The organism is Kribbella sp. NPDC058693 (assembly GCF_042715335.1).
GTDB classification, from domain to species: domain Bacteria; phylum Actinomycetota; class Actinomycetes; order Propionibacteriales; family Kribbellaceae; genus Kribbella; species Kribbella jiaozuonensis.
The window spans coordinates 1,428,963-1,455,584 of the sequence record NZ_JBHXSQ010000003.1 but is presented as its reverse complement, the minus strand read 5'-3'; the positions used below and the strand labels follow the sequence as shown (position 1 = coordinate 1,455,584).

25 protein-coding genes are annotated in these 26,622 nt (G+C 67.4%); 12 read left to right on the top strand and 13 right to left on the bottom strand.

What is annotated here, in order from left to right; translation table 11 throughout:
- The first annotated feature begins 27 nt into the window (after positions 1–27).
- Together ACFWUU_RS25220 and ACFWUU_RS25215 are read left to right on the top strand one after the other, a co-directional pair.
- Complete coding sequence (locus tag ACFWUU_RS25220; protein ID WP_137258088.1) at positions 28–1,239, top strand: MFS transporter; 1,212 nt, start codon at positions 28–30, stop codon at positions 1,237–1,239.
- Between the two features lie 19 nt (positions 1,240–1,258).
- On the top strand, positions 1,259–1,927 hold the full coding sequence (locus ACFWUU_RS25215) for a hypothetical protein (protein WP_380178750.1): 669 nt from the start codon (positions 1,259–1,261) through the stop codon (positions 1,925–1,927).
- A 29-nt stretch (positions 1,928–1,956) separates the two neighbouring features.
- On the opposite strand, the gene ACFWUU_RS25210 is transcribed toward ACFWUU_RS25215, so the two are convergent.
- Entirely contained in the window at positions 1,957–2,538 is a 582-nt protein-coding gene (locus ACFWUU_RS25210; protein ID WP_380178748.1) for a CGNR zinc finger domain-containing protein, read from the bottom strand.
- A gap of 102 nt (positions 2,539–2,640) precedes the next feature.
- Here ACFWUU_RS25210 and ACFWUU_RS25205 point away from each other — a divergent pair, with 102 nt between their 5' ends.
- A complete protein-coding gene (locus ACFWUU_RS25205) occupies positions 2,641–3,492 on the top strand; it encodes an SDR family NAD(P)-dependent oxidoreductase (protein WP_380178746.1) in 852 nt (283 codons plus the stop codon).
- Between the two features lie 495 nt (positions 3,493–3,987).
- Here the strand turns inward: ACFWUU_RS25205 and ACFWUU_RS25200 are convergent, their stop codons facing one another.
- The 4 genes from ACFWUU_RS25200 to ACFWUU_RS25185 all read right to left on the bottom strand — a co-directional run bounded on the left by ACFWUU_RS25200 (position 3,988) and on the right by ACFWUU_RS25185 (position 8,365).
- Positions 3,988–4,815 (bottom strand): carbohydrate ABC transporter permease, encoded by an 828-nt coding sequence (locus tag ACFWUU_RS25200; protein ID WP_137258091.1) that lies wholly within the window; start codon positions 4,813–4,815, stop codon positions 3,988–3,990.
- Positions 4,812–5,750, bottom strand: a complete 939-nt coding sequence (locus ACFWUU_RS25195) for a carbohydrate ABC transporter permease (protein WP_371404249.1) — start codon at positions 5,748–5,750, stop codon at positions 4,812–4,814. Before ACFWUU_RS25195 ends, ACFWUU_RS25200 begins: the two co-directional genes overlap by 4 nt.
- A 28-nt stretch (positions 5,751–5,778) precedes the next feature.
- Positions 5,779–7,179 (bottom strand): extracellular solute-binding protein, encoded by a 1,401-nt coding sequence (locus tag ACFWUU_RS25190; protein ID WP_380178743.1) that lies wholly within the window; start codon positions 7,177–7,179, stop codon positions 5,779–5,781.
- A gap of 190 nt (positions 7,180–7,369) precedes the next feature.
- On the bottom strand, positions 7,370–8,365 hold the full coding sequence (locus tag ACFWUU_RS25185; protein WP_380178741.1) for a hypothetical protein: 996 nt from the start codon (positions 8,363–8,365) through the stop codon (positions 7,370–7,372).
- A 101-nt stretch (positions 8,366–8,466) separates the two neighbouring features.
- Here ACFWUU_RS25185 and ACFWUU_RS25180 point away from each other — a divergent pair, with 101 nt between their 5' ends.
- The 3 genes from ACFWUU_RS25180 to ACFWUU_RS25170 all read left to right on the top strand — a co-directional run bounded on the left by ACFWUU_RS25180 (position 8,467) and on the right by ACFWUU_RS25170 (position 12,388).
- Complete coding sequence (locus tag ACFWUU_RS25180; protein ID WP_137258093.1) at positions 8,467–9,063, top strand: TetR/AcrR family transcriptional regulator; 597 nt, start codon at positions 8,467–8,469, stop codon at positions 9,061–9,063.
- A gap of 77 nt (positions 9,064–9,140) precedes the next feature.
- Positions 9,141–9,926, top strand: coding sequence for an ABC transporter ATP-binding protein (locus ACFWUU_RS25175; RefSeq protein WP_380178739.1), 786 nt, complete (start codon positions 9,141–9,143; stop codon positions 9,924–9,926).
- A complete protein-coding gene (locus ACFWUU_RS25170; RefSeq protein WP_380178737.1) occupies positions 9,923–12,388 on the top strand; it encodes an ABC transporter permease in 2,466 nt (821 codons plus the stop codon). Before ACFWUU_RS25175 ends, ACFWUU_RS25170 begins: the two co-directional genes overlap by 4 nt.
- Here the strand turns inward: ACFWUU_RS25170 and ACFWUU_RS25165 are convergent, their stop codons facing one another.
- Complete coding sequence (locus ACFWUU_RS25165; RefSeq protein WP_137258096.1) at positions 12,389–13,006, bottom strand: NADPH-dependent FMN reductase; 618 nt, start codon at positions 13,004–13,006, stop codon at positions 12,389–12,391. It abuts the gene before it with no gap.
- A 59-nt stretch (positions 13,007–13,065) separates the two neighbouring features.
- On the bottom strand, positions 13,066–13,743 hold the full coding sequence (locus tag ACFWUU_RS25160; RefSeq protein WP_380178735.1) for a DedA family protein: 678 nt from the start codon (positions 13,741–13,743) through the stop codon (positions 13,066–13,068).
- A gap of 110 nt (positions 13,744–13,853) precedes the next feature.
- Between ACFWUU_RS25160 and ACFWUU_RS25155 the strand changes: the two genes are divergently transcribed.
- Positions 13,854–14,591 (top strand): 6-phosphogluconolactonase, encoded by a 738-nt coding sequence (locus ACFWUU_RS25155; RefSeq protein WP_380178733.1) that lies wholly within the window; start codon positions 13,854–13,856, stop codon positions 14,589–14,591.
- Here ACFWUU_RS25155 and ACFWUU_RS25150 read toward each other — a convergent pair.
- The gene (locus ACFWUU_RS25150) at positions 14,571–15,314 is read right to left on the bottom strand and encodes an SDR family NAD(P)-dependent oxidoreductase (protein ID WP_380178731.1); all 744 of its coding nucleotides are present in this window, start codon (positions 15,312–15,314) and stop codon (positions 14,571–14,573) included. The genes ACFWUU_RS25155 and ACFWUU_RS25150 overlap by 21 nt on opposite strands.
- Positions 15,315–15,347: 33 nt before the next feature.
- Here ACFWUU_RS25150 and ACFWUU_RS25145 point away from each other — a divergent pair, with 33 nt between their 5' ends.
- Positions 15,348–15,908 (top strand): TetR/AcrR family transcriptional regulator, encoded by a 561-nt coding sequence (locus ACFWUU_RS25145; RefSeq protein WP_380178729.1) that lies wholly within the window; start codon positions 15,348–15,350, stop codon positions 15,906–15,908.
- A gap of 38 nt (positions 15,909–15,946) precedes the next feature.
- Positions 15,947–16,252 (top strand): helix-turn-helix transcriptional regulator, encoded by a 306-nt coding sequence (locus tag ACFWUU_RS25140; protein WP_137258101.1) that lies wholly within the window; start codon positions 15,947–15,949, stop codon positions 16,250–16,252.
- On the opposite strand, the gene ACFWUU_RS25135 is transcribed toward ACFWUU_RS25140, so the two are convergent.
- The 4 genes from ACFWUU_RS25135 to ACFWUU_RS25120 all read right to left on the bottom strand — a co-directional run bounded on the left by ACFWUU_RS25135 (position 16,249) and on the right by ACFWUU_RS25120 (position 20,738).
- Positions 16,249–16,596: a VOC family protein gene (locus ACFWUU_RS25135; protein ID WP_137258102.1), complete on the bottom strand. Its 348-nt coding sequence runs from the start codon at positions 16,594–16,596 to the stop codon at positions 16,249–16,251. The genes ACFWUU_RS25140 and ACFWUU_RS25135 overlap by 4 nt on opposite strands.
- Positions 16,597–16,599: 3 nt before the next feature.
- The gene (locus ACFWUU_RS25130) at positions 16,600–17,415 is read right to left on the bottom strand and encodes a MerR family transcriptional regulator (protein WP_380178727.1); all 816 of its coding nucleotides are present in this window, start codon (positions 17,413–17,415) and stop codon (positions 16,600–16,602) included.
- A 93-nt stretch (positions 17,416–17,508) separates the two neighbouring features.
- A complete protein-coding gene (locus ACFWUU_RS25125; protein WP_380178725.1) occupies positions 17,509–18,879 on the bottom strand; it encodes a ricin-type beta-trefoil lectin domain protein in 1,371 nt (456 codons plus the stop codon).
- Positions 18,876–20,738 (bottom strand): ricin-type beta-trefoil lectin domain protein, encoded by a 1,863-nt coding sequence (locus tag ACFWUU_RS25120; protein ID WP_380178723.1) that lies wholly within the window; start codon positions 20,736–20,738, stop codon positions 18,876–18,878. Before ACFWUU_RS25120 ends, ACFWUU_RS25125 begins: the two co-directional genes overlap by 4 nt.
- 234 nt (positions 20,739–20,972) lie before the next feature.
- Between ACFWUU_RS25120 and ACFWUU_RS25115 the strand changes: the two genes are divergently transcribed.
- Positions 20,973–22,199: a family 16 glycosylhydrolase gene (locus tag ACFWUU_RS25115; protein ID WP_380178721.1), complete on the top strand. Its 1,227-nt coding sequence runs from the start codon at positions 20,973–20,975 to the stop codon at positions 22,197–22,199.
- On the opposite strand, the gene ACFWUU_RS25110 is transcribed toward ACFWUU_RS25115, so the two are convergent.
- Positions 22,196–23,374, bottom strand: coding sequence for an ROK family transcriptional regulator (locus ACFWUU_RS25110; RefSeq protein ID WP_380178719.1), 1,179 nt, complete (start codon positions 23,372–23,374; stop codon positions 22,196–22,198). The two genes, ACFWUU_RS25115 and ACFWUU_RS25110, sit on opposite strands and share 4 nt — an antisense overlap.
- Before the next feature lie 232 nt (positions 23,375–23,606).
- Between ACFWUU_RS25110 and ACFWUU_RS25105 the strand changes: the two genes are divergently transcribed.
- Positions 23,607–24,650, top strand: coding sequence for a LacI family DNA-binding transcriptional regulator (locus ACFWUU_RS25105; RefSeq protein WP_380178717.1), 1,044 nt, complete (start codon positions 23,607–23,609; stop codon positions 24,648–24,650).
- A 165-nt stretch (positions 24,651–24,815) separates the two neighbouring features.
- On the top strand, positions 24,816–26,498 hold the full coding sequence (locus tag ACFWUU_RS25100; RefSeq protein ID WP_380178715.1) for an ABC transporter substrate-binding protein: 1,683 nt from the start codon (positions 24,816–24,818) through the stop codon (positions 26,496–26,498).
- The last annotated feature ends 124 nt before the right edge of the window (positions 26,499–26,622 follow it).

The window sequence follows — 26,622 nt, the reverse complement described above, 5'->3', positions numbered from 1 at the left end:
CAGGTTCGGCACGACGGAGGGGGCGCGGTGGGGTTCCGGCAGGATCTGGCCGTACTGCGGCATCGCGACGTACGGGTGTTCATCTCCGCCCGGTTCATCTCGATCCTCGGGTCGACGATCGCGCCCGTGGCGCTGGTGTTCGCAGTACTGGACGTCTCGGACTCCGCCAGCGCGGTCGGCATCGTACTCGCAGCCCGCAGCATCCCGAACATCATCTTCCTGCTGGTCGGCGGCGTCATCTCCGACCGGCTCCCGCGCCATCTCGTGCTGGTCGTCGCCAACACAGTCAGCGGACTGACCCAGGGCCTCGCCGCGGCGCTCGTGCTCTCCGGCCACGCGACCATCTGGCAGCTCGCCGCGATCGAGGCGGTCAACGGGATCGCGGCCGCGTTCGTGATGCCGGCGATGACCGGCATCCTCCCGTCGATCGTGGACCGCAGCGAACTCCCGCAGGCGAACGCGATCGCCGGCTTCGCGCGGTCGAGCGCGATGATCGGCGGCGGCGCGGTCGCGGGTGTGATCGTCGGCCTGACCGGGCCGGGCGTCGGGCTCGCGGTCGACGGCGCGACGTTCCTGATCGCCGCCGTACTGCTGTCCCGCCTGACGATCCCGCGGATCGAACGCGCCGCCACCTCGATGCTGACCGACCTGCGCGACGGCTGGAGCGAGTTCGTGTCCAGGCAGTGGATCTGGGTGATCGTGCTCGCGTTCGGCCTGCTGAACCTGATCTTCACTGCCTGCTACCAGACGCTCGGCCCGGTGATCGCGGATCGTACGTTCGGCCGAACCGGCTGGGGTGTCGTCAGCGCCTGCTTCGGCGCCGGACTAGTTGCCAGCGGCATCATCATGCTCCGGCTCAAACCCCGCCGCCCGCTGCGCACCGGCATGCTCGGCATGCTGCTCACGGTCCCGGTCATGCTCTGCCTCGCGCTGCTCCCGTACACCTGGGCGATGGCGATCGCCGCGTTCCTCCTCGGCGTCGGCTTCGACATCTTCGGCATCAGCTGGGAGACCGCGCTCGGCCAGCACGTCCCGATCGAGAAGCTCTCGCGCGTCTCGTCGTACGACATGCTCGGCTCGTTCATCGCCGGCCCCGCGGGTCAGCTCACCGTCGGGTACGTCGCTGCCGTGGTCAGCGTGAAAGCCGTCGAGCTGTACGGCGCGGCCCTCTTCGTGCTGATCACCGTCCTCACCCTGATCGTCCCCTCCGTCTGGAACCTGCGTCGTCTGGACATCTGAACCTGCGTAGGGTGGAGGGGTGAGCTCAATCGTTCCGGGTCCGCAGAAGAAGCTCGAGCAGGAAATCGACGCGGCCCGCTCCGGCGCCAAGCCGCTGCAGCCAGGCGACCTGAACACGTCGGCGCCACCGCAGGAAGAACTGACGGGTCTCGACGACTGGCCCGAGTCACTGCGTTCGGCCGTCGAGGCGGAGCATGCTCGCGTCGTCGCGCTCGCCACCAACCGCCGGAGGACCGCCGACCGCGTCCTCCCCGACGTGGTCCACGGACTCGATCAGTTGCTCGACGAGATCGCCGACCGCCTCCAGTCGCAGAAACCCGGCCTCTTCGGCAAGTCCTCCGCGCAGGCTGACGCCGACATCGCCGACCTACTGGGCATCCCCACCGACGAGCTCACGTCACCCGGTCGAGGCGAGCACCGCGCTGCCCTCCGCACGATCAAGCAACTCCGCTCGCAACTGAAAGAGCTCGAGACCTCCCACGAGCATTCGAAGCTGACCCGCCTGGTCACCTTCGTCGTCCGCCTGGCCGTAGTCACCGACAGCGCACCAGAATCAACAGCCACGCTGGCGCCGATCGCACTCGACCGCTACGCCAAGTCCTCGCCAGACACCCAGTGGGACTGGACTTTCGACCAGAAACTCGACTTCTGGAAGCAGACCCGCACCACCCTCACCCCGAACACGTAGCCAACGACAGGACCCTGAATCTTTCAGTCCTACTTGTTGTCGGTTGCGAGCGCTTCCTTCTTCCGGGCACGGTAGGCGCGCATCGACGCCTGGCTCGAGCACTGGGTGCTGCAGTAGCCGGCCGATGTGTTCTTGCTCCGGTCGAAGAACGCGAAGTGACAAGGCTCGTTGCGGCACGCCTTGATTCGAGCCCATTGACCTGACAACGCAAGCTCGGTCGCCGCGGCCAGCACGCCTGCGAACGCGCCTGCGACTCCGCCGCATCCCGGACCAAGACGCGCCTCTGCGCCACTCAGCCGCACTGCGACCGGACATCTGTCGCCGGCTCTCTCGAGTATTGCCTCAGCAGACCGTACCGCCGGGTCCGAGGTAGCCGGGTCATTCGAGTGCGAGAGCAGCACCGTCACCAGCGCGTCCCGAAGCTCTCGAGCCTCGACGACGTCTGAGTCCGCGACGGTTCTGGCCGGCTCGGCGCCGCCCCAGGCCACTTCGTTCAGCCAGGTCGTCAGTCCTTCAGTGTCGGTGAACCGTTCTACGCGGTCGCCGGCGTCTGCATGCGTGTTCGCGAACGCCAGCACCAGCTCAAGCGCGGACAACGTCGACGTACTCACGCTGCGCTCCTCTCAGATGGTTGTGGCCACTCGCATTTTGATCATAACAGAATCTCCACAAGGCATCTTGACGTTATGGGTGAAGCTGTTATGGTCCTCACCATGACGAACTCATTCGACACCCCGACCACCCGCACCTGGTTCATCACCGGTGCCTCATCCGGAATCGGCCTCGCCCTCGCCGTCCGCGCGGCAGAACGAGGCGACAACGTGATCGCCGTCGCCCGTCGCGCCGAAGGCCTGACACAGCTCACCGAGAAGTACGGCGACCAGGTGCTCGCCGCCGGCGCCGACGTCGCCAGCCTCAGTCAGCTGCAGAGCGCCGTCAGCGCCGGCCTCGAGCGGTTCGGTCGCATCGACTTCGTTGCCAACAACGCCGGGTACGGCGTCTTCGGCGCCGTCGAGGAAGCGACCGACGCGCAGGTCCGCGCGATCTTCGACACCAACGTGCACGGCGTCCTGAACGTCCTCCGCGCGACGTTGCCGACGCTGCGCGCCCAGAAGTCGGGCCACATCCTGCAGGGCTCCTCGTACTTCGGGCAGATGGCGCACGCGGGCGTCGGCATGATCGCGGCAACCAAGTACGCCGTCGAGGGTCTGACCGAAGCCCTGTTCGGAGAGCTCGACCCGCTGGGCATCAAGGTCACACTCGTCGAGCCCGGCCTCACGGCGACGTCCTTCCTGGCCAACCTGGACCACGCCGAGACGATCAGCGACTACGACCAGACGGTCCGCGAAGTCCTCAAGACGATCGGCGCCCTACCGCCGACCGCGTACAACACTGCCGACGGTGTCGTCGACGCAATCATCGCCGCCACCGAGGCAAACACCCCGCCACACCGCATCGCAACCGGAAGCACCGCCGTCCAGGACATCCGCACCGCCCTGGTAGCCCGAATCGCAGAACTCGACGAGTGGACCCCGGTAAGCAACGCAGTCGACAACTCCAACTGAACACCCACTCGAGACGAACAGGATGAGGTAGCCGGCAGCTGGCCGAAGCAGCACCGTTCCCGCCACTCAGCTGCTACGCCGAAGCAGCACCGCAAGTTCCCCACGGATGCAGCTGCACGCAGACAACGAACCACCTCGCCGCGACTCACACACGCCGGCGAAGCCGGCCAATAGAACAGCCGCCGCGAAGCGGTGTCCGTTTCGCGGCGGCTGGCCGAGCGGCACCCTTGTCGGCACTCAGCTGCTACGGCGAAGCAGCACCACGCGTTCCCCACGGATGCAGCTGCCGCGCAGACAACGAACCAGCCCGCCGCGACTCACGCACACCGGCGAAGCCGGCCAATAGAACTGCCGCCGCGAAGCGGTGTCCTTTGCCCGCCGAGCCAGTTGCCACACCAACAACGGTCCAGCTCGACACAGGCACCCGGCGAAGCCGGCAAGAGAACAGCCGCCGCGAAGCGGTGTCCGTTTCGCGGCGGCTGGGTATTTGGTAGGTCAGCCCTTGATGGCTCCGCCCAGGGCGAAGGCGCCGCCGAGTTTGCGGCTGAGGAGGAGGTAGAGGAGGAGGACGGGCATCGTGTAGATGAGGGAGTACGCCGCCAGCTGGCCGTAGTTCGGTTCGCCGTACTGGCCGAAGAACGTGAAGATGCTGACCGACGCCGGCAGCCGCTCAGGCGACAGCAGCAGCATGAAGGGGACGAAGAAGTTCCCCCACATGCCGATGAACGTGAAGATCAGCACGACCGCGATCCCCGGCCACATCAGCGGCAGCACGATCGCCCACAGCGCGCGCATGTTCCCCGCGCCGTCGACCCAAGCCGCTTCCTCCAACGACAGCGGTACGCCGTCCATGAACGTCTTCGTCAGCCAGATCGCAAAGGGCAAGGCACTCGTCGCCATGAACATGATCGTGCCGCCCAGCGTGTCCACCAGGTTCAGCTGCACGAACAGCCCATACACCGGCACCATCACCGCAGTGATCGGCAACCCCGTGCAGAACAGCACCGTCAACAGGAACGGCCGGTTGAACCGGGTCCGGAACCGCGACAACGGATAAGCCGCGAGTACCGCGCAGATCATCGTCAGCAACGCCGCCCCGCCACACAGCACGATCCCGTTCAGCACAGGCCGGTACGTCGTGTCGGTGTTCAGCACCGCCTTGAAGTTCCCGAGGGTGGGATGCGTCGGGAACTCGACCCGCAGCCCCGCCGTCCGGTTGATCGATGCGAACAGCACCCACAGCAACGGCAGGACGAACAGTACGCCGATGGCCAGCAGCACCAGGTTCGACGCGAGTTTGCTCATCCGGTCGCGGGCAATCATGCTGCCTCCGAGTTCAGTCCACGCAGGTAGATCAGCGAGAAGACCGCACCGATCGCCAGCATCACCAACGCGATCGCCGTACCGTAGCCGATCTGGGAGAAGCTGAACGCCTGCTCGTACATGTACAGCGGCAACGTCTGACTCTTGGTCCCCGGGCCGCCCCGGGTCATCGCGTAGATCAGGCCGAACACGCTCAGCGTCTGCAGCGTGATCAGCATCAGGTTGGTCATCACCGCACGGGTGATCATCGGCAGCGTGACGAACAGCAGTCGCCGCCACCCGCCGGCGCCGTCCATCTCGGCGGATTCCTCGATCTCCTTGGGAATCTCGCTCAGCGCGGCGGAGTACACCAGCATCGAGAACGCCGTACCGCGCCAGATGTTGGCCAGCGACACCGCGATGATCGGTGCCCCGTACAACCAGTCCTGGCCGGGCAGGCCGACCGCGTGCAGCATCACGTTCAGCGTGCCGTCGTCGTTGAAGAACGCGCTCAGCAGGTACGCCGCGACGACCTCGGGCAGCACCCACGCGCCGATCACCGCCGTACCGACGAAGTTGCGAACCGGCTTCGTCGACCGGCGCATCAGCAGCGCGAGCCCGAGGCCGAGCGTGTTCTGGCCGATGATCGCGGAGATCAGCGTGAAGACCAGCGTCAGCCAGATCGAGTTCGTGAACGCGCCGCTGGAGAAGGCCTTGCGGAAGTTGTCCAGCCCGACGAACTTCACGTTCGCCGCGCCGGTACCGGTGAGCGCCATGTTCGTGAACGCGGCGTACACGCAGTAGATGATCGGGCCGGCCAGGAAGACCAGCATCAGTCCGATCGCCGGCGACAGCGGCAGCATCCGGACCAGCTTGGCGGCCTTCGGCTTCCCGCCCCCTCCGGTGGATTTACCGGAGGGAGCGGTGGCCGAGGTGGGGGCGACAGTCGTCGTCACAGGGGAGATATCCCTTCGAGCCGGGAGACTACTGACCGGTGCTCTGCGTCGTCGTACTGTCCTTGCCGCCGACGATGCCCTCAACTGCCTGGTCGTAGTTCTTCGCGGCTCCATCGGGCTGGGACTGACCGGTCATCACCGATTCCATCGCGGTGATGATCTCGTTCGAGACCTTCGGGTACTCCGGCAGCGCGGGCCGGTAGACCGTCACCGACACCAGGTCGGTGAAGAACTGCGTGCTCGCCGAGGAGGACTTGTACGCCGCGTCGGAGGCAACGTCCTTGCGGACCGCGATCTGCGCACCGTCGGTGGCGTACTTCGCCGCGTTCTTCTGCGTCTGCAGGGTCTTGATGAAGTCCCAGGCCGCGTCGGGGTTCTTCGACTTGGCCGGGATCGCCCAGGTCCAACCACCGGAGAGGCTGACCTTGCCCTTGCCGCCGCCGTCCTGCGTCGGCATCGCGGTCTGACCGAGCACCGTGCTCCACTGCGGCCACGGCTTGGCGCCGGACTTCAGCCAGTTGCCGTAGATCCAGGAGCCGTCGAGGTCGATCGCCAGCTTGCTCTGCGGCAGCAGCTCGGTGCCGACCTTGCTGCCCATGTTCGGGCTGAGCGCGTCCTTCGGCGACGGCGCTAGGCCCTCGGAGAAGACGGTCTTGACGAAGTTCAGCGAGTCCTTGAAGCCCTGGCTGCCGACGACCCACTTCTTCTGGTCGAAGTTGTACAGGGTGTCCTTGGTGCCGTAGAGCAGCATCTCGAAGCCCTGCATGGCCGAGGCCTCACCCATCGGCTTGCCCGAGTACATGTTGAACGGGATCACGCCGGGCACCTTCTGCTTGATGGTGCGCGCCGCGCTGAGTACGTCGTCCCACGTCTTCGGCTGCCAGTCGGCGGGCAGGCCGGCCTTGGCAAAGATCTGCTTGTTGTACCAGAGCGCCCGGGTGTCGGTGCCGTCCGGTACGCCGTACGTCTTGCCGTCCTGGCCCCGCGCCGCGCCCTTGGCGGTGTCCTCGAACTGACTCCACTGGTCCCACTTGCCGATGTAGTCGTCGAGCGGCTTCAGGTACCCCGCGGTGATGTCGGAGTTGATCAGAAAGGTGTCCTCGTAGACGATGTCCGGCGCCGTGTTGGGCGAGCGCATCATCAACTGGATCTTGGTGTAGTAGTCGTTCTCGCTGGCAACGACCGGAACGATCTCGACCTGGGATCCCGGGTGCGCGGCTTCGTACTCGGTCTTGACGCCGGTGAGGAAGTTCTTCATCACCACGCCCGGACCCCACTGCTGGTACGCGATCTTGATGTGCGCCGGACCGGAGCTCTGCGAGCCGCCGGCCTCGGGCTGCTTGGTCGTCGAGCCTTGACTACAGGCCGAGACCCCCAGCAGCAGCGCGCCCGCGGCGGCCGCTGCCATGAAACGTTTCCTTGTCACCATCAGGTCCACCTTCGGGCAATCGTTGTCATGCCGGTACCACGGCCCAAACCCTGCGGGCTTTCTCGCGACCGTAGGAGTCCTGAACAGGCGAAGTCAATGCTTGACAGACAACGTTGTCGCGGCAGGTACGCAGGAACGCGGTGACCGGGGTGTAACGATCCGGTCACCGCGCTGTCATACGTCTACTTTGTCAGGCTGCGACAGCCGACGCCTCATGTCGCGGCTGCACGGCGCGTCCTCTGCTCCGCATCGCGCCGAGTCCGCAGAGCACGACTCCGAGAAGCAGCCAGCACGCCAGTACGACGAGTGGTCTGGCCGCCCCGGCACCGTCGAAGAAGCTCACGGAACGTAGCGCCGTACCGGCCGCTCCCGGCGGCAACAGCTGCCCGAGCGTGCTCCAGCCGTTCGGCAGCATCTCCGGCGCGCTGGTCATCCCGGAGAGCGGGTTGCCGAGCAGCATCATCGTCGCGCCGCCGAGCGCGAGCCCCGCCGTACCGATCAGCCACTCGAGCCCGAGCAGGGTGAGGCTGATGGCTCCGATCGACATCGCGATGACCCCCGCGTTGCCGAGGTAGCTGCCCTCGAAAGAGCCCAGCCAGTACTGCAGTACGGCGGCCAGCGCGAGCCCGCCCGTGATCGAGAACACGATCGCGCCGACCATCCGCTTCGGCCCGGACCGCACCAGCTGGGTCAACGCGCCGGCCGCGATGATCCCGCCGAGCACGAGCGGCAGAGCTCCGGCAGCCAGTCCGGCGCCGCGCGGATCGTCCTTCGGCAGCGGGACGATGTCCGTGACCTTCGCCCGGCTGTCCATCCGCGCGGACAGCTGGGTCAGGAGTTGCGCCACGACCGGTCCGCCCGCGGACGCCGTGAGTACTTCGGGTTGCGCCGAGTCGAGCACGATCGCGCCGTACGCGTCCCGGTCCTCGATCCGCTGCACGGCAGCCTGCCGATCCGGTACGGCGGTGATCTCGAAGCCGCCCGGCATCGCCTGGCCGAGCTGCGTCTTGACCTGCTCGACCGCAGGCGTCGGGCCGGACACCGCGATCGGGACGTTCCGCGGCTCGGACCGCGCGGACGGCCAGGCGAAGGCGATCAGGAACACCGTGAGGACCGCGGTCAACAGCACGATGACGGCGATCAGGGGCGGCCGGCGACGTTCGGCCGCGTGCGCCTCAGTGGTCATGGCGGGAACTCCTTCGACAAGAAAACCGAATAACCGTTCTTTATAGACTCGCGACGGCCTGGCGACTTGTCAAGAACGGACATTCGTTTTATGTTGCGAGCGTGCCGAAGGTCACCGAGGAGCACCGCCTGGCCCGCCGCGAGCAGATCGTCGCCGCGGCGCGTGCCTGCATGAACGCGGAGGGTTTCCACAAGACGACGATGGCCGACGTGATCCGCGAGTCCGGCCTGTCGGCGGGCGCCGTGTACGGCTACTTCAAGAGCAAGGAGGAGATCGTCGCGGCGATCGCCGAGGACGCCCTCGGCACGGTCGACGAGCTCTTCGAGAACCTGCTCGCCTCCGATGAGCCGCTCACCCCGCTGGCCGCGCTCGAAGCCACGATCGAGCACGTGGTGCGGGTCGCGACGACCCCACCCGGAGACGTCACCCGGGTCGCGGTGCAGGCCTGGGCCGAGGCGCTGCGCAACGACTCGATCCGCGAGGTCGCGAAGGGCAAGTACTGCCAGCTCCGCAACCATTTCGTGGTGATCGCCCGTCGTGCGCAGGCCGACGGCACCCTCGACCCGGACGTCGATCCCGAGCACGTCGCGCAGGTCATGTTCAGCATGATCCCGGGATTCGTCCTGCAGCGGCTGCTGATCGGCGACATCACTCCGGCCACCTACACGGCCGGCCTGCGGGCGCTCTTGCGCTCGTAGGGGGTGGACTTTCACCCACCCCGTACGGTGGTCCAGCACCATGGGTCGGTACGTCGTTGCTCCGTAGCGTCGACGGCATGAGAAAGCGGAAGCAGGAAGCAGTCGACGGGACCGGATACTCGGTCGTCCTGCAGGACGTACGACGGGTCTACGGCCGTGGCGGGAACACCGTCACCGCCCTCAACGGGATCTCGATGAAGTTCGCCCCCGGCACCTTCACCGCGGTGATGGGTCCGTCGGGTTCTGGCAAGAGCACGTTCCTGCACTGCGCGGCCGGGCTCGACCGGCCGACGTCGGGCACCGTGCTGATCGACGGCATGGCGCTGGCCGGGCTGAGCGAGCGCCGGCTGACCGAGCTCCGCCGCGAGCGGATCGGGTTCGTGTTCCAGTCGTTCAACCTGCTGCCTGCGTTGACCGTCTGGCAGAACGTCTGCCTGCCGCAGGAGCTCGACGGCCGCCGCGTGAACAAGGCCGCGGTCCGCCAGGTCCTGGAGCGCGTCGGCTTGTCTGACAAGCAGAGGAGTCGCCCGGGCGAGCTGTCCGGCGGCCAGCAGCAGCGCGTCGCGATCGCTCGCGCACTCGTCGCCCGTCCGGCGGTCATCTTCGCCGACGAGCCGACCGGCGCGCTGGACACGCAGACCGCGGCCGACGTACTCGAGCTGCTGCGTGAGCCGGTCCGCACCCAGGGCCAGACCGTCGTCATGGTCACCCACGATCCGGTCGCGGCGTCGTACGCCGACCAGGTCGTGTTCCTGGCCGACGGCGTACTCGCCGGCAGCCTTTCCGCGCCGACGGCCGAACAGGTCGCCGACCGGATGACCCACCTCGGTGCACGATCCAACCTGCAGGTGGTGGCGGGATGATGCGCCAAGCCATCCGTACCTTGCGGCACCGCAAGAGCGGATTCATCGCCACGTTCGTCGCGGTCGTCTTCGGTACGGCGATCGTGATGGCCTGCGGCGGCCTGATGGAGACCGGCATCCGCTCCAACGTCGAACCCCAGCGCCTGGCCGGCACCTCCCTGGTTGTCACCGGCAAGCAGTCCCACCTCCGCCCCGGCGAAGAAGATGCCACTCCCCTGCCGGAGCGCGTCGGCGTCCCCGTGGATGCCCTCGCCAAGATCCGTTCCACCCAAGGCGTTTCGTCCGCGGTCGGCGACTACACCTTCCCGGCCGTCGGCCCATCAGTTGCCGAGGGCCACAACTGGTCCAGCGCCGCGCTAGCTCCGTATCACCTCACCAGCGGGCACGCGCCACGCTCCGGCGAAGTAGTGGTTTCGTCCGGCAAGCCGGGCGATCACCTCACGCTGATCGTCAACGGCGACCCCAAGACCTTCACCGTCAGCGGGATCGCCCCGACAGCAGGCACCAACGCCTTCCTCTCCGACGACGACGCCGCGCAGCTCGTCCGCAACCCGGACCGCTTCGCCGACGTCGGCGTACAAGTTGCCCCCGGCGCCAACCTCGGCGACGTGAAGAAGAGCCTGGAGAAGCTGGACGGCAGCCTCACCGTCCGCCAAGGCGTCGACCGCGGCCTGGCCGAGCGCCCGGACGCCGAGTCCCACAAAACTGCGCTGATCGCAGTTGCCGGCTCCTTCGGCGGCATCGCGACCATGACGATGATGTTCGTCGTCGCCTCGACGCTGGCCTTGGCCGCGCAGCACCGCGAGCGCGAGTTCGCCCTCCTCCGCGGCATCGGCACGACGCCCGGCCAGGTCCGGCGGATGATCCTCGGCGAAGCATTACTCGTCTCGCTGCCGGCCGTTGCGGTCGGAGTCATCCCAGGCACCTTCCTGGGACGGTTCCTGTTCGACCAGCTCAGCACGCACGGCGTCGCGTCGCCGGTGATCCAGTTCTCGCAGGGTCTGATCCCGTTCGCCGCCGGCGCGGGCGCCGCCGTACTCGCAGCCATCGGTGCAGGCCTGATCGCGGCCCGGAAGTCCGCGAAGATCCGGCCGGTCGAGGCGCTCATGGAAGCGTCACTGCAGCGGAAGTGGTTCAGCTGGATCCGGCTGCTGTTCGGCCTGCTGTTCCTCGGTGGTGGGCTCGCGCTGCTGATCGTCACCGCGACGGTGATGACGGGACCGCTCGCGGCCTCGACCGCGGGTCCGTCGATCCTCTGCTGGGCGATCGGTGTCGCGTTGCTCGGGCCGTTCTGGACCAAGGTCGTGCTCGCGTTCTGGCGGTGGCCGATTCAGGCACTGACCCGGGTCAACGGTCGCCTCGCGATCCGCAACCTGTCGGCGCGATCCGTCGCGATGTCGGCTGCTGTCATGCCGGTCATGCTTGCCGTCGGCATCTCGACCGCCAACCTGTACATGCAGACCACGCAGGTTCACGCGTCCTCTGAGGCGTTCACGCGGGATCTGCGCGCAGACGCAGTACTGGTCTCGGACGCTGGTCTGTCGCCGGCACTGCTTCAGCAGGTTCGAAGCGTGCCTGGCGTGGCGAGCGCGTCGGCGTACGTCCGGAGCATCGGCGCGGTCGACGACCCGCGCAAGTCACCGTTCGACGAGGACGGTGCGCCGGTGATCGGCGTGGACGCCCAGGGCGCGAACGGTACGGCGCCGGTCCGGCTGACGAGCGGATCGCTCGCGGGGCTGACCGGTTCGACCGTGGCGATCCCGGATTACATGGCCACGAAGACCGGCCGTGGAGTCGGGTCGGAGGTCTCGATGACGATGGGCGACGGGACCCCGGTGAAGCTGCGGGTGGTCGCGACGTTCGCGGCGGAACGCGGGTACGAGACGATCATGATGCCGGCCTCGCTGGTCGCCGCTCACACGACGGACGGTCTGACGAAGCAGATCCTCGTTCGCGCCGCGCCGGATGCCGACGTACGACCGGGGCTTGCGAAGCTGGCGGCGGCTCATCCGACTGTCCAGGTGGCTGACCGCAGTACGTTGGTCGCCGCGAACGCCGAAGATCTGCAGACGCAGGCGTGGGTCAACTACATGCTCGTCGGAATGCTGATCGCGTACACCGCCGTCTCGGTCGTGAACACGCTCGTGTCGTCGACCCTGCGCCGCCGCCGCGAGTTCGCGCTCCAACGCCTGACCGGCTCGACCCGATTCCAGGTCCTCCGCATGCTGTGGACCGAAAGCACTCTGGTCACCCTCGCCGGAGTCACGCTGGGCACCGCAGTAGCTCTGGCCTGCCTGCTCCCCTTCTCCGCGAAGGTCTCCAACAGCGCACTCCCCACCGGCCCCCTCTGGATCTACGGCGTCATCGTCGCCGCCGCCACGATCCTGACGTTCGGCTCAACCCTCGTCCCCGCAACCACAACCCTCCGCCACGCCCCGACCCAACCCAGCTACAACGACTAGTTACCGGGCCGGCGTAGGTTCGGCCACCGGCTGGAGGGCGATCGTGGTGGCCTGGACGATGGCGGCGTTGGTGCGGATCCAACTGGAGAGGACTACCTGGAGGTCCTCGAGGTCTCGTTCCTCGAGGATCACTCCGGGGACCGGCACGCTCGCGCCGAGTTCGGCGAGGACCGGGCGGAGGTGCTGGTCGGCGAGCAGCTTGTGGCTCGGGGCAGCGGAGACGGTGACCGGTACGACGACGGATCCGGCCAGCGCCGAAGGACGCAGTACGTCGAGGAAGCTCTTCAGGAGACCGGTGTAGCTGCCCTTGTAGACCGGCGTGGCGACCACGATCACCGATGCCGACGACACCAGGTCGACCGCGCTCTCCAGTGCCGCGTGGTCCTCCTCGCCGGCGCGATCACCCTGGAAGATCGCCGGTGCGAACGTCACCAGGTCGATCAGCTCGTCGATCCGGTACGGCGTACCGAGCTCGGAGGCGAGCAACTCCGCGACCGACGCCGCCGCGGCCGCCGTCCGCGAACCGGCCCGTGGATTGCCGACCACCGTGACCACGGACTGCGGCCAGACCGGCGCATCCTGGGGCACGACCTGCGACTCGAACGCGACTGAGGGCATCTGACCCAACTCCTGAGGCATCGGCAGTGATACCTCGAGCGTAGTCAAAGTCGAGCGCGCTACTTGACTTTCTCAGGATCTGAACGCCCGCGCAGCTTCACGACCACGAACCAGACCACGGCTGCGACCGCGCCGGCGATCACCACCTTCTGGAACACCCCGACCGACGACTCGACCAGATGCCACCGCTCACCGAGCTGGTAACCGGCCAGGATCAGCACCGAGTTCCACACCAGGCTCCCGAGCGCGGTCAACGGCAGGAACAGCGCGACCCGCATCCGCTCCACCCCGGCCGGCACCGAGATCAGGCTCCGGACGACCGGAACCAGCCGCCCGATCAGCACCGCCTTGGGACCGTGCCGCAGGAACCACTCCTCGGCCTTGTCGACGTCAGCGACCTTCACCAACGGCAGCTTGCCGGCGATCGCGCGAGTCCGATCCCGCCCGAGCGCCCGGCCCACGCCGTACAAGGCGAGCGCACCGACGACCGACCCCAGCGTGGTGAACACGATCGCGCTGACCAGCCCGAGATCGCCGCGCGCCGCCGCGAACCCGGCCAGCGGCAGGATCACCTCACTCGGCAACGGCGGGAAGAGATTCTCCAGCGCGACCGCCAGCCCGGCACCCGCCGGTCCCATTCGCTCCATCAGATCGATCGCCCACCCGGCCACTCCACCGGTCGGCTCCTGCGTCGCCTGCAGCGCGGTCATCATCACCTGATTCGTCGTCGTCATCATGGGTGCGACGCTAGGTCGCGGATGCGCCGCACACACTGGAGCCACCCACCGTACCGACCGGGGGAAAACCCCCGCTGTGAAAGGATTGACCGCCGATAGAAAGGGTTCTGATGACAGTCGAGCACGCTCCCCGGATCAGTACGCACCCGTCGCGCGAGGAGCTCGGCCGGGCCGCAGCCGCAGCAGCCGCCGAGCAGATCCGCAAGGCGATCGCAACGACCGGACGCGCGCGGATCATGCTGGCCGCCGCGCCGAGCCAGACTGCGACGCTCGCGGCCCTCGCCGTGGAGCCGGACATCGACTGGACCCGCGTCGAGTGCTTCCACATGGACGAGTACGTCGACCTGTCGCCGGACGCCCCGCAGTCGTTCCGGAACTGGTTGCACCGGAGCTTCCTCGATCAGGTGCCGCAGGCAACCTTCCACTCGATGGCGCCCGAAGCCGGCCCGGACGGCTACGCCGACCTGATGGGCGACGAGCCGTTCGACCTCGTCCTGTTCGGCCTCGGCGTCAACGGCCACTTGGCCTTCAACGACCCGCCCGCCGACTTCGACGACCCGCGCGCCGCGAAGATCGTCGCGCTGGACGAGACCAGTCGCCGCCAGCAGGTCGACGAGGGCAACTTCGCCACGATGGACGACGTACCCACCCACGCCGTCACGGTGACGATCCCCCGTCTCCTCAACGCGCAGGCTCTCATCGGCTCGGTCCCCGGATCAGTCAAGCGACAGGCCGTCCACGACACCCTGACGCAGCCGATCAGCCCCGACTACCCCGGTACGGCGCTGCGCACCCACGCCGACGTACAACTCTTCCTCGACACCGAATCAGCCGACGCCGAGGTGTAGACCGCCCGAGGCATCGACGACCTGGCCCGTGATCCAGCGCGCTTCGGACGAGGCCAGGAACGCGACCACCTCGGCGACATCCTCACCGCTGCCCAGCCGACCGAGCGCGGTGTGACTGACGATCAGCTCCGACAACCCCGGAGTCTCGAAGATCGCCCCGTTCGCCTCGGTCCGGGTCGCGCCCGGCGCCACCGCATTCACGGTGATGCTCCGACGACCAAGCTCTTGCGCCAGCGTCCGCGTCATCGTCTCCACCGCACCCTTGGTCATCGCGAACGAGGTCTGCGTCGGGTTCGCCATCCGGGTCGCGACCGACGAGACCGAGATGATCCGCCCGCCGTCTGCCAGCACCGGGAGCAGCCGCTGGATCAGGAAGTACGGCGCGCGCACGTTCACCGCCATCAACCGATCGAACGCTTCCACCGAGTCCGTACCGATCGGCCCGGCCGGCGGCGCCGCGGCGTTGTTCACCAACACGTCCAGCCGCCGACCCGACAGCCCCGCAGCCAGTTGCTCAACCACGGCGTCGGCATCCCCCGGCACACCAAGCTCGGCCCCGATCACGAACCCGCGACCGCCGATCCGCTCGAGTGTTTCCTCGGCGCCGGCCTTGTCCTGGTTGTAGTGCACGGCCACCTCGGCCCCCGCCGCAGCCAGCCGCTCCGCGATCGCCCGCCCGATGCCGCGCGACGCACCCGTCACCAACGCAACCCTGTCATTCATGTTAGAAACTATCATATTGTTAGTATCTACCACATGAGCTTGAGGGACCGCCAGCGCGCCGACACCCGGCAACGCATCCAGCGCCAGGCGCTCCGCCTGTTCAGTGACCAGGGGTACGACGCGACCACGGTCAACCAGGTCGCCGACGCGGCCGGCGTCTCCGCGATGACCGTCTACCGGAACTTCCCCACCAAGGAAGACCTCGTCCTGTACGACGACTTCGACCAACTGGCCGCAACCTCGATCGCGGACCTCCCGCAGACCGGCCCCCTCACCGACCGCATCGGCCGCGCCGTCCTCGCCACCCTCGACCAGGCGAGCACGGACCTCCTCCTCGTCCGTCTGCAACTGATGATCTCGACCCCGGCCCTGCAAGCCCGCCACCTGGACAGCCAGTTCCGCCTGCAGAACGCGTTCGTCACAGCAATCTGCGCCGACGACCCCACCCTCGAGTACGCCGCCCAAGCAGCCGCCAGCGCCTGCCTCGGCGTAACCCACGTCGCACTGCTCCACTGGGCCGCCGCCAACGGCGAACCCAGCCTGCCCAACCTCTTCCGCGAGGCCTTCGCGGCCACCTTCGGGCACACGCTCTGAACAGCGTGAAAAGTGAGGAATCGGGTTATATTCCTGGTATGGCAACTACGTTCGAGGTGTTGGCGGAGCCTCGGCGCCGGGACATCCTCGATCTGTTGCGGGCCGGCGAGCGACCCGTCGGCGAGCTTGTCGACGCGCTGTCCCTCAGCCAGCCCGCGGTGTCGAAACATCTGAAGGTACTGCGCGACGCCGGGCTGGTGGAGGTCCGTCACGACGCCCAGCGCCGCTGGTACCGCCTCCGCCCGGCGCCGCTGGCCGAGGTCGACGCCTGGCTGGCGCCGTACCGCGACCTGTGGCGCGACCGCCTCGACGCGCTCGAAGCGCATCTCGACCAGATGGATTAGTGCTCGGCCACGTCGAAGACGTTGCCTTCCGGGTCGGCCAGCGTGATCCAGTGCGTGCCGTACTCGGTGTGCTCGTCGACACGCTTGGCGCCGAGCCCGACGATGCGGTCGACCTCGGCGGCCCAGTCGGTCGCGGCGAGGTCGACATGCAGCCGGTTCTTGCCGTTGCGCGGCTCGGGGACCTGCAGGAACATCAGCGTCGGCCCGTCCGCGGCCCGGTTCACGGTCGCGAAGAACTCGTTGCCGTCAGCATCGACCTCGGTGGAGAGGACGCCGGCCCAGAAGGCGGCCAGCGTCGCCGCGTCGGCGCAGTCGAAGGCGATGTTCTCGAGGGAAATGGACACGATTCAGCCTTTCAGGGAAGGGATCTGCCGGATCGGCCAGCAGACTTCGGTTCGGTAGTCGGCCGGATCGGGCACGTCGCCCGGGCCGATCGGGTAGAGCTCACGGATCGGGCCGGGTGCGACCTCGCAGTACTCCGCGACGTGGCTGCCGAGTGCGCCGTACGTGCGGTCGAAGTCGGTCAGTGGCCCGACGTGGACGGCGATCGCGAAGTACCCGCCGGGGAGGTCGACGAGCTCCACCCCGTCGGCCGGCGCCTGGTCGGGCGCGACCGGGAGGAAGGCGACGACCTCGCCCTTGTCGTCGGTGAAGAACTCGTCGCTGTACGTCGCTCCCGCGGTCGCGCGGATGTCGCGGCCCACCTCGTCGAGCCGCCCGAAGGCGTAGCCGCACCAGGGGCCGATCTCGTCCCGCAGCACCTGTCCGCGGACGCCGTACGCACGGAACGACGGGATGAACCGGTACTCGACGTCGAGGACCGGCTGACCGGGGGTGAGCAGCTCGCGTAGTGACACGACGACGTCGCGGGTGTGCTGGAGCTCCTGCTCCATCCGCTCGAGGTGCGCGCGCAGGCGTTCCTCCCGGGCCGCGCCGTCGCCGGCGTCGACCACGGCTTGTACGTCGGCGAGCGGCATTCGCAGTTCGCGTAACCGGCGGATCAGCTGCGCGGTGTCGACCTGCGCGGTGCTGTAGCGCCGGTAGCCGGACGAGGCGTCGACCGAGGCCGGCGCGAGCAGGCCGATCTCGTGGTAGTGGTGCAGAGTCTTCACACTCAGATGCGTCAGGCGGGAGAACTCCCCCACCGTCACCGTCGCCGTCATGCGACAAGCTTCCACCCTCCGGTAACCGGAGGGTCAAACCGAACTGCCCACCTGGAGGTTTCTCCAGGTGGGCAGTCGTCGAACAGGTTCAGATCAACCGCGGTAGCGGCCGATTACCTTTGAGAAGTCCCAGGGGTTCTGGGAGATGCCGGAGCAGCTGTCGGCGCTGCCGCCTGTGCACGGACGGTCGCGGTTGGCCGACCAGAACGTGAAGCGGGCCAGGTGGTGCTCGGACGCGTACGACAGGATCGACTCGAAGTCGGACAGGTTCACCCGCTCACCGGCGTTGTCGGTGTTCCCGTTCATCGACGAGATACCGATCTTCCGGTACGCCGCGTCGTCGCTCAGCCCGTACGCCGCCTTCACCTGGTTCTTCAGCCCGTCGGCCGCCTGCCGCGTCAGCGTGCCCATGTTGTTCGACCCGCCACCGAAGTCGAACGGCATGATCACCCACCCGTCCAGGTTCAGCCCGGACGCCGCGCCACGGTGGATCAGGTCCTGCCCGTTGCCGTCCGGCCCGGACGTCGTCGTACCGAACGTCAGGTACGTCGTGATCCCGGCGTTGTTCTGCTCGATGATCTTCAGCGCGTCGATGACCTTCTGCCGGACCGCCGGCTGAGCCACCTCCTGGTCCTCGATGTCGATGTCGATCGCCTTCAGCGACAGCGCGTTGATCACCTTCTGGTACGCCGCCGCGAGCTCACTCGCCGACCCGCAGCTCTGCCCCAGCTTGTTCCCGGACCAGCCGCCGAACGACACCACGACGTCGCCGCCGTTGGACCGGATCGTGTTGATCGCCTGCTGGTCCGCGCCACCGGTCAGCGGCCGGCCGCCGTCCCACTGAGGGTTGCAGTACCCGTTGGACAGGATGAACGCCATCGTGAACCACTTCACCCCGGACGCGTTCATCACGGTCGCCGGGTTCGGCGGGTCACCCCAGCCCTCGTACAGGTACGGCGCTGCCGCCATCGGCGCACCACCCGTCGGCGGCGGACCGTCGTCGGAGGCCGGGGCGTTCCACTTCTGGTTCGCCGCCCCCGTGCAGCTCCACAGCTGCAGCGGCGTACCGTTCGCGGAATTGTTGCCGGTGACATCGAGACACTTGTTCGCCTGCGGGTTCACCAGATCGCGTCCGGCAGTGTAGGTCCACTGCTGCGCGGCGCTGCCGTTACAGGTCCACAGCTGGACGCGAGCGCCGTTGGCCACGGATCCGCCCGACACATCCAGACACTTGCCGAGGGCCCGCAATGTCCCGTCACTGGACCGGCTCCACTGCTGTGCACCCGTGCCGTTGCAGTCGTACAGCTGGACCGCCGTACCGTCCGCGCTGTTCGCGGCCGCCACGTCCGCACATTTCCCGGCCAGCCCGGTGATCGCACCGGTCGCCGCCTGCGCCGGAGTTGCCGTCATCAACAGACCGGCGCCGAGCACCAGTGCCCCGACTACTGCCGCCACGCGCTTCATGACACGCTCCACTTCTGGTTCGCGGCACCGGTGCAGCTCCACAGCTGCAGCGGCGTACCGTTCGCGGAATTGTTGCCCGTGACATCGAGACACTTGTTCGCCTGTGGATTCACCAGATCTCTCCCGCTCGTGTAGGTCCATTGCTGGGCGGCGCTGCCGTTGCACGAATACAGCTGTACCTTCGCCCCGTTGGCGACGGAGCCGGCGTTGACGTCGAGGCACTTGCCGAGGGCACGGATCGTCCCGTCACCGGGCCGGTCCCACTGCTGCGCCGTCGTACCGTTGCAGTCGTAGAGCTGCACCGCCGTACCGTCCGCGCTGTTGGCTCCCGCGACGTCGATGCACTTGCCGCCGAGGCCGGTGATCTGACCGCCGCCGCCACCGCCGCCGCTCTGGTTCCCGGACCAGGTGAACGTCGCCGAGGTCTTGGTCGGAAGCGTGTAGGTGAAGGACTGGGAGCCCCAGTTCACCCGCACCGACTGCGAGCTGCCGGTGGTGTTGAACGCGATCAGCGCCTTCGAACCGTCCGGGTTCTTCCAGGCCACGTTCTTCACCGAGCCGTTCGCGGTCGAGTCGATCCGCAGCGCGCCCGGCTTCACGAACTTGGTCAGGTGGCCCATCGTGTAGTACTCGACGGTCTTGGTGACCTGACCGCGCTGGCTGTCGTTGCGGTGCACGGTGACGAGTCCGGTGCAGACGTTGCAGCCGGAGCCGACGTACGGCAGGTGGTTCTCATCCAGCGCGATACCCCACTTGACCCACGACTTGTCCCAGTTGCGGGTGTAGTCGATCAGGTTGTTCATGTCCTCGACCTGCTGGTTCGCGATCCAGGTCCCGCCCGAGTGCTCGGTCATGTACGCGTTCACGTTCGGGTACTGGTTGTGGATCTGCGTCTGCAGGTTCACGTCACCGCCGTACCCGTGCCAGGCGATCCCGCCGAAGTTCGGATCGTTGCGCAGCGCAGCGTCCGCGATCGGGACCGAACCGAGGTCGTTGTAGTTGCCCCAGTTGTAGTCGAGGATCAGCACCTTGGTCGTCAGCCCGGCGGCATGCAGCGCCGGCATCAGGTTGTTCTTGGTGAACTCGAGCAGCCCGGAGCCGTTCCAGTTCATCGATGCGTAGCCGGTGCTGTCGGTACCGCAACAGGTCGGCTCGTTCTGCACCGAGACGTAGTCGATGTGGTTGCCCTGGGCCTCGTTCTGCTGCAGGTACTTGACGAAGTACTGCGCGTACATCGGGTAGTACTCGGCCTTCAGCCAGCCGCGGTGGACGAAGTCGTTGTTGTCCTTCATCCAGGCCGGCGCGCTCCACGGCGAGCCCATCACCTTGACCGCCGGGTTGAGCTGCCGGGCCTGCTTGGTCAGCGGTACGACGTCCGCCAGGTCGTGCTGGATGCTGAAGTCGTTCAGGTCGCAGCAGGTGTCGTCGAACGAGTAGTTGAACCGGGCCAGGTCGGAGGCGCCCATCGGGTTGCGGATGAAGGCCAGGCCGATCCCGTCGACCGGGTCGAACAGGTCCTTCATCACCTGGTTGCGGGTCGCGGCCGAGATCGTGTTGCTGCTGTTCAGCAGCCAGGCGGAGCTGTCGGCGAACGAGGCGCCGCCGCCCTCGAAGGACTGGTACGTCGTGTTCTCGTTGACCGTGATCGTCTGGTTCGCCGATCCGCCGGCCGGGCCGAAGGCGACCGGGGTCTGCTGCTGCAGGCCGCGGGTGACGTTCTGGCCGGCGCTGTCGTTGGTGGTGGTCAGCCAGATGTTGACCTGCTCGCCGGCGGCCTGCGCCGGTGGAGCGGTGCCGATGCCGATTCCGGCGGCGGCCGCGCAGAGCGCAGCGACCACGAGCGGCAGGAAGCGTTTCATGGGGCGGTTCTCCCTTTGTATAAAGGAGTTTGGGGCGGTGTAGTTGCCGCGTCTGCCCGCGCCGCAACTGGTGGTCAGCAAGAGGTAACCATCCGTGCAAACCGGTGTCAACGTCGAAACCGAGACTTTTTTCAGATCTTTTATTTAGTCCCGGGGTTGACCTGAGAGCGTTCTCACGGCACGCTGCCGTCCAATTCCTGTCCTCATTCAGACGCCCCCGGAAATGAGGTACTCATGAAGCGTCCCCGCATGCTCGCGTTCCTCGCGATCGGTGCCGCACTCGCCGGCACCGCGCTCCTCCAGCCTGCAGCCACAGCGCATCAGCAGGCCGCTGCCGCCACCACGGCAACGATCTGGGAGGACAACTTCGACGGCCCCTCCGGCCAGGCCCCCGACCCCGCCAAGTGGCGGTACGACATCGGCGGCAGCGGCTGGGGCAACGACGAACGCGAGTACTACACCAACAGCACCCGCAACTCCGCGCTCGACGGCAACGGCAACCTGGTGATCACGGCCCGGCAGGAGAACGCCGGCTACCAGTGCCACTACGGACCGTGCCAGTACACGTCGGCCCGGCTGCTGACCGCACAGACCTTCACCCAGACGTACGGCCGGTTCGAGGCGCGGATCAAGATCCCGCGCGGACAGGGGATCTGGCCCGCGTTCTGGATGCTCGGCGGCGGCAACTGGCCGAACGACGGCGAGATCGACATCATGGAGAACATCGGCCGCGAGCCCGCGACCGTGCACGGCACGATCCACGGACCGGGGTACTCCGGCGCCGGCGGGATCGGTGCCGCGTACAACCATCCGAACGGCTGGTCGTTCGCCGACGACTTCCACACGTTCGCGGTCGACTGGGCCCCGGACTCGATCACCTGGTACGTCGACGGCGTGCAGTACGAGCGCCGTACGCCAGCCGATCTGAACGGGAACACCTGGGTCTTCAACCACCCGTTCTTCATGATCCTGAACCTCGCGGTCGGCGGCTACTGGCCGGGCTACCCCGACGGTACGACGCAGATGCCGCAGACGATGACCGTCGACTACGTTCGCGTCTCCACGCTCGGCAGCTCCGGCGGAGGCGGCTCGCAGATCAGCGGCCTGGCCGGCAAGTGCCTCGACGTCGCCGGCGCGAACGCAGCGGACGGTACGACGGTCCAGCTGTACGACTGCAACGGTACGAACGCCCAGAAGTGGAGTCGCCCCGGCGACGGCACGATCCGTGCCCTGGGCAAGTGCCTCGACGTCGCGAACGCCGGTGTTGCCGACGGCACCAGAGTGCAACTGGCGACCTGCAACGGCAACGCGGCCCAGCAATGGACCTACACAGGTGGACACGACCTGGTGAATCCACACGCCAACAAGTGCCTCGATGTCACCGGCAACAACTCCGCCAACTCGACCCCGACGCAGGTCTGGACCTGCACCGGCGGAGCGAACCAGAAGTGGACCGTCTAACGAGGTAGCGCGCCACCGTCGCGCAACAACCGCACCACCGGAAGGGTCGCGGCGCCGAGTGCTACGGCGTCGCGGCCCAGCTCGCACAGCACGATCGACACCTGCGCGTACGGCCGCCGGAGCGCGTGCTTGCCCACCTCGGCGCGCAGCTCGTCCAGGTGCTTCTCACCGAGCAGCAGACCGGCCCAGCCGCCGAGGACGATGCGCTCGGGGTTGACGAGGTTGACCAGGTTGGCGAATCCCGCCGCCAGGTAGCCGATAGTGTCCGCGATGATGGTTGCCGCCGGCTCCGAGGTCGACGACAGCAGCTCGACGAAGGCGGTCTCCTCGTCACCCTCGACCAGCCCGCCGGCCTCACGGTACCGATCGAGAACGCCTTCCGCGCCGACGTACGCCTCGAGACAGCCGAGCGCGCCGCAGCGGCACTGGCGGCCGCCGTACACGATCGTCATGTGGCCCCACTCGCCCGCGCTGCTGCGAGTGCCGCGGTAGCTGGATCCACCGGCTACAAGGGCGGAGCCGACACCGGAGCCGACCAGCGCGACGACCGCATCGGTCGCGCCGCGGCCCGCACCGAAGTACATCTCGGCCTGTCCGAGCATGTTGGCGCCGTTGTCGACGTGCACCGGGATATCGGTGCCCTCAGCAAGCATCTCGGCCAGCGGAACGGCTTCCCAGCCGAGGGTCTGCGCATCGACGATCGCGTTGTCCTCGACCACGCCGGCGACCGCGACGCCGAGCCCGAGAACCTGCGAAGATTGGACGCCGGACGACGCGATGACGCTCGAAAGCCCTTCCAGTACGTGCTTCACGACCTCTGCGGGCGTCGGCGAGCTGATCGGGTGATCGGCGCGGGCAAGCACGTTCATCGCGAGGTCGAACAGCTCTACCCGGACACGGGTCTCGCCGACCTCGGCGCCGACGACGTACCGGAACGTCGGTGCGACCCGTAGCAACACGCGCGGGCGGCCGCCCTCGGACTCGACCGAGCCGGCCTCCTCGACCACGCCCTCGGTGATCAGCTCGGCGACCAGGTTGCTCACGCTCGCGGCGCTGAGCGACGTCCGCACGGTGAGCTCCTGGCGGCTCAGCGGACCCTCGCGGTAGATGCTGGTGAGGATCACCGAGCGGTTGGACCGGCGCATGTCACGCACCGTGGTCCGGCGTACTTCCATCCTTACCTCACCCTGCCCGGCCCCGTGCGGGCCACTCGAACCCGAGTCCATCATGCCGTCCGGCAGCACGGAAGAGCTCCCTTCTTCCAGGTCGTGAACTAAGACTCGATTCGTTACCGCTCCGTGATTGACGGTGACTTGCGGCTCGGCTTTGATCTACGGAACCGCTTCCGAAACCGGTTCCGACCGGTTGATCCGCCCAGCACCCCGACCGCCCGAGGGGAGATTCAGCGTGTCCATCACCATCGCCGATGTCGCGGCCCGTGCCGGTGTCAGCAAGACCACCGTGTCGCGCGTCCTCAACGGCAAGGGCGAGCTGGACCTCCGCACCGCCGAGCGCGTCCGCCAGGTGATCGAGGAGCTCGGCTACGTGCCGAGCGCCCGCGCGGTCGGCCTGGCCCGCGGCCGGACCCGGATCGTCGGAATGCTGGTCCCGTCGCTCACCTGGCCCTGGATGGGCGAGGTGCTGCAGGGCGCGGTCGACGTGGTCGAGAGCGAGGGGTACGGCCTGCTGCTGTTCACCTTCAACCGGGGTGCGGAATCCATGCAGCAGTTCGCCTCCCAGGTCTCGTCGCAGTCGTTCGACGGCCTGCTGGTGATCGAGCCGGAAGGCACGCTCACCTTCATCGAGCAACTCCACGCGCGTGGTCTGCCGGTGGTCCTGATCGACGACCGCGACAAGCGCCCGCAGTTCCCGTCCGTCGCCACCACGAACTACGCCGGCGGCGAGTCCGCCGCCCGGCACCTGCTGGAGCTCGGTCGCCGCCGGCCACTGGTGATCACCGGCGTCGAGCGCTTCGGCTGTACCCACGAACGCCTGGACGGCTTCCGCGACACCTACGCGCAGGCCGGTATCGAGCTCGACCGGAGACTCGTGTTCGAAGGCGATTTCACCCATGAGAGCGGACGCCGCGGCGTCCAGTACGCGCTCGACGAACGACTCGACTTCGACGCGGTCTTCGCGCACAACGACCTGTCCGCCGGCGGTGCCATCCAGGCCGTCCGGGAGACCGGGCGGAACGTGCCGAACGACGTGTCGGTGGTCGGGTTCGACGACATCCCGTACGCCGAACACACCGAGCCGCCGCTGACCACGGTGCATCAGCCGATGCGCCAGATGGGTCAGGCCGCGGCCCGGATGCTGATGGGGTACTTCGGCGGCACGCCGCTGCCCGAGACCCCGCAGGTGCTGCCGACGACGCTGATCGTCCGCAGCTCAACCGCCCCGAAAGTCGATTCCCGGACCAGACCCGCCCCGAAACACCGGTCCCGCTAGAAGACTCCGGCGGCGGGACAGCTGCCCCTGTTCCGCCGCCGGCGTACCTCCCGACACCGAACCGATATGGCGTTCGCTCTTCCGATGAGAGCGTTCTCACGCCACGATGCACTGGCCCACCGGCTCAGGGTGGGCCATCCGCCAACAGATGCACAGGAGGAACCGATGCGAGCACGACGTACCGTCGCGCTGGCCCTCACGGGCTTGCTCGCGGCAGCCACGCTGGCTGCCTGCAGTAACGGGGACGGGAAGACCGAAAGCAGCGGGTCGAGCAGTGGCGCGACCGTGCTGAACATCGGCATGCCGAACGGGCCGCAGACCGAGAACCACAACCCGTTCCTCGGCTCCTCCGCCGGCGCCTCGTTGGGCTACCGCTGGATGATCTTCGAGCCGCTGGTGATGATCAACGGGATCAAGCCGACCGAGCCGGGCAAGCCGTGGCTGGCGACCGAGTGGAAGTGGGACGCCAACTACACCAAGCTCTCGCTGACCGTCCGGGACGGCGTGAAGTTCTCCGACGGCCAGCCGATGACCGCCGACGACGTCGCGTACTCGTTCGAGCTGCGGAAGAAGTACGACGGCCTGAACCAGGACGCGATCCCGTACGGCACGATCACCGCGTCCGGCAACAAGGTGGACCTGACCTTCACCCGGTCGCAGTTCACCAACCAGAACAAGATCCTGACCGTCTTCGTGGTCCCGAAGCACCAGTGGTCCACGCTCAAGGACCCGACCCAGGACACGCTGAAGAACCCGATCGGCACCGGCCCGTACACGGTCAAGTCGTTCACCCCGCAGACCACCACGCTGACGTTGCGGGACTCGTACTGGCAGGACCTCCCGAAGGTCAAGGAGCTGCGGTACACGTCGTACAACGACAACAACGCGCAGACCACCGCGCTGGCCAACGGCTCGTCGGAGTGGAGCTTCGTCTTCGTCCCGAACGTCAAGGCCGTCTACCAGGACAAGGACCCGAAGAACCACAAGCTCTGGTTCCCGGCGAACCTCGGTATCCACGGTCTGTGGATCAACACCACCAAGAAGCCGTTCGACAACCCGGCCCTGCGCCGGGCGATGAACCTGGTGATCAACCGCGACGACATCTTCAACCAGGGTGAGGCCGGCTACTTCTACCCGAAGGTCGAGTCCGTCACCGGGATCCCGACCCCGGCCGGTGACTCGTTCATCGCCCCGGAGTACAAGGACAAGAAGCACGCGGTCGACGTCGACGGCGCGAAGAAGGAGCTCACCGACGCGGGCTTCAAGCTCGAGGGCGACGTACTGAAGGACCCGACCGGCAAGCCGGTGACGATCACGCTGACCGACCCGGCCGGCTGGTCCGACTACATCACCGACCTGGAGATCATCAAGGACAACCTGTCCACGATCGGCATCAAGGCGACCGTCGACAAGGCCAACCAGGACGCGTGGTTCAAGAACATCGACGAGGGCAACTTCGACGCCGCGATGCACTGGACCAACGGCGGCGCGACGCCGTTCGACATCTACCAGAACATCATGGACGGCAAGATCCTGAAGCCGGTCGGCAAGGGCGGCGTGAGCGGCAACTACGGCCGGTTCAACAGCCCGGAGGCGACCAAGGCGCTGGACCAGTACGCCAACGCCGCGGACGACGCGACCCGCACGACGGCGCTGAACACGCTGCAGAAGATCATGGTCGAGCAGATGCCGATCATCCCCACCTCGGCGTCCAACGTCGGCGGTCTCTACAGCACGAAGAACTGGGTCGGCTGGCCCGATGAGCAGAACCAGTACGGGCCGGCGCAGCCGACCCAGCAGAACGCTCTGCAGATCATCCTCAACCTGAAGCCCGCCGGCAGCCAGTGATTCGGACCGCGGGGCCCCGGGGGCCCCCCGGCGCCCCGGGCCCCCCCATTGAGAACCCAGACGGGCACCGCGACCCGGGGAGGTAAGGGGGGGGGAGGCCGCAAGGAAAACATACCGGGAAGAC

Coding starts and splice junctions, on each gene's coding strand:
- ACFWUU_RS25205 (WP_380178746.1), top strand. CDS start 2,641: ATGACGAACTCATTCGACACCCCGACCACCCGCACCTGGTTCATCACC.
- ACFWUU_RS25200 (WP_137258091.1), bottom strand. CDS start 4,815: ATGATTGCCCGCGACCGGATGAGCAAACTCGCGTCGAACCTGGTGCTG.
- ACFWUU_RS25190 (WP_380178743.1), bottom strand. CDS start 7,179: ATGGTGACAAGGAAACGTTTCATGGCAGCGGCCGCCGCGGGCGCGCTG.
- ACFWUU_RS25185 (WP_380178741.1), bottom strand. CDS start 8,365: ATGACCACTGAGGCGCACGCGGCCGAACGTCGCCGGCCGCCCCTGATC.
- ACFWUU_RS25175 (WP_380178739.1), top strand. CDS start 9,141: ATGAGAAAGCGGAAGCAGGAAGCAGTCGACGGGACCGGATACTCGGTC.
- ACFWUU_RS25170 (WP_380178737.1), top strand. CDS start 9,923: ATGATGCGCCAAGCCATCCGTACCTTGCGGCACCGCAAGAGCGGATTC.
- ACFWUU_RS25165 (WP_137258096.1), bottom strand. CDS start 13,006: ATGCCCTCAGTCGCGTTCGAGTCGCAGGTCGTGCCCCAGGATGCGCCG.
- ACFWUU_RS25160 (WP_380178735.1), bottom strand. CDS start 13,743: ATGATGACGACGACGAATCAGGTGATGATGACCGCGCTGCAGGCGACG.
- ACFWUU_RS25155 (WP_380178733.1), top strand. CDS start 13,854: ATGACAGTCGAGCACGCTCCCCGGATCAGTACGCACCCGTCGCGCGAG.
- ACFWUU_RS25150 (WP_380178731.1), bottom strand. CDS start 15,314: ATGAATGACAGGGTTGCGTTGGTGACGGGTGCGTCGCGCGGCATCGGG.
- ACFWUU_RS25145 (WP_380178729.1), top strand. CDS start 15,348: ATGAGCTTGAGGGACCGCCAGCGCGCCGACACCCGGCAACGCATCCAG.
- ACFWUU_RS25140 (WP_137258101.1), top strand. CDS start 15,947: ATGGCAACTACGTTCGAGGTGTTGGCGGAGCCTCGGCGCCGGGACATC.
- ACFWUU_RS25130 (WP_380178727.1), bottom strand. CDS start 17,415: ATGACGGCGACGGTGACGGTGGGGGAGTTCTCCCGCCTGACGCATCTG.
- ACFWUU_RS25125 (WP_380178725.1), bottom strand. CDS start 18,879: ATGAAGCGCGTGGCGGCAGTAGTCGGGGCACTGGTGCTCGGCGCCGGT.
- ACFWUU_RS25120 (WP_380178723.1), bottom strand. CDS start 20,738: ATGAAACGCTTCCTGCCGCTCGTGGTCGCTGCGCTCTGCGCGGCCGCC.
- ACFWUU_RS25115 (WP_380178721.1), top strand. CDS start 20,973: ATGAAGCGTCCCCGCATGCTCGCGTTCCTCGCGATCGGTGCCGCACTC.
- ACFWUU_RS25110 (WP_380178719.1), bottom strand. CDS start 23,374: ATGGAAGTACGCCGGACCACGGTGCGTGACATGCGCCGGTCCAACCGC.
- ACFWUU_RS25100 (WP_380178715.1), top strand. CDS start 24,816: ATGCGAGCACGACGTACCGTCGCGCTGGCCCTCACGGGCTTGCTCGCG.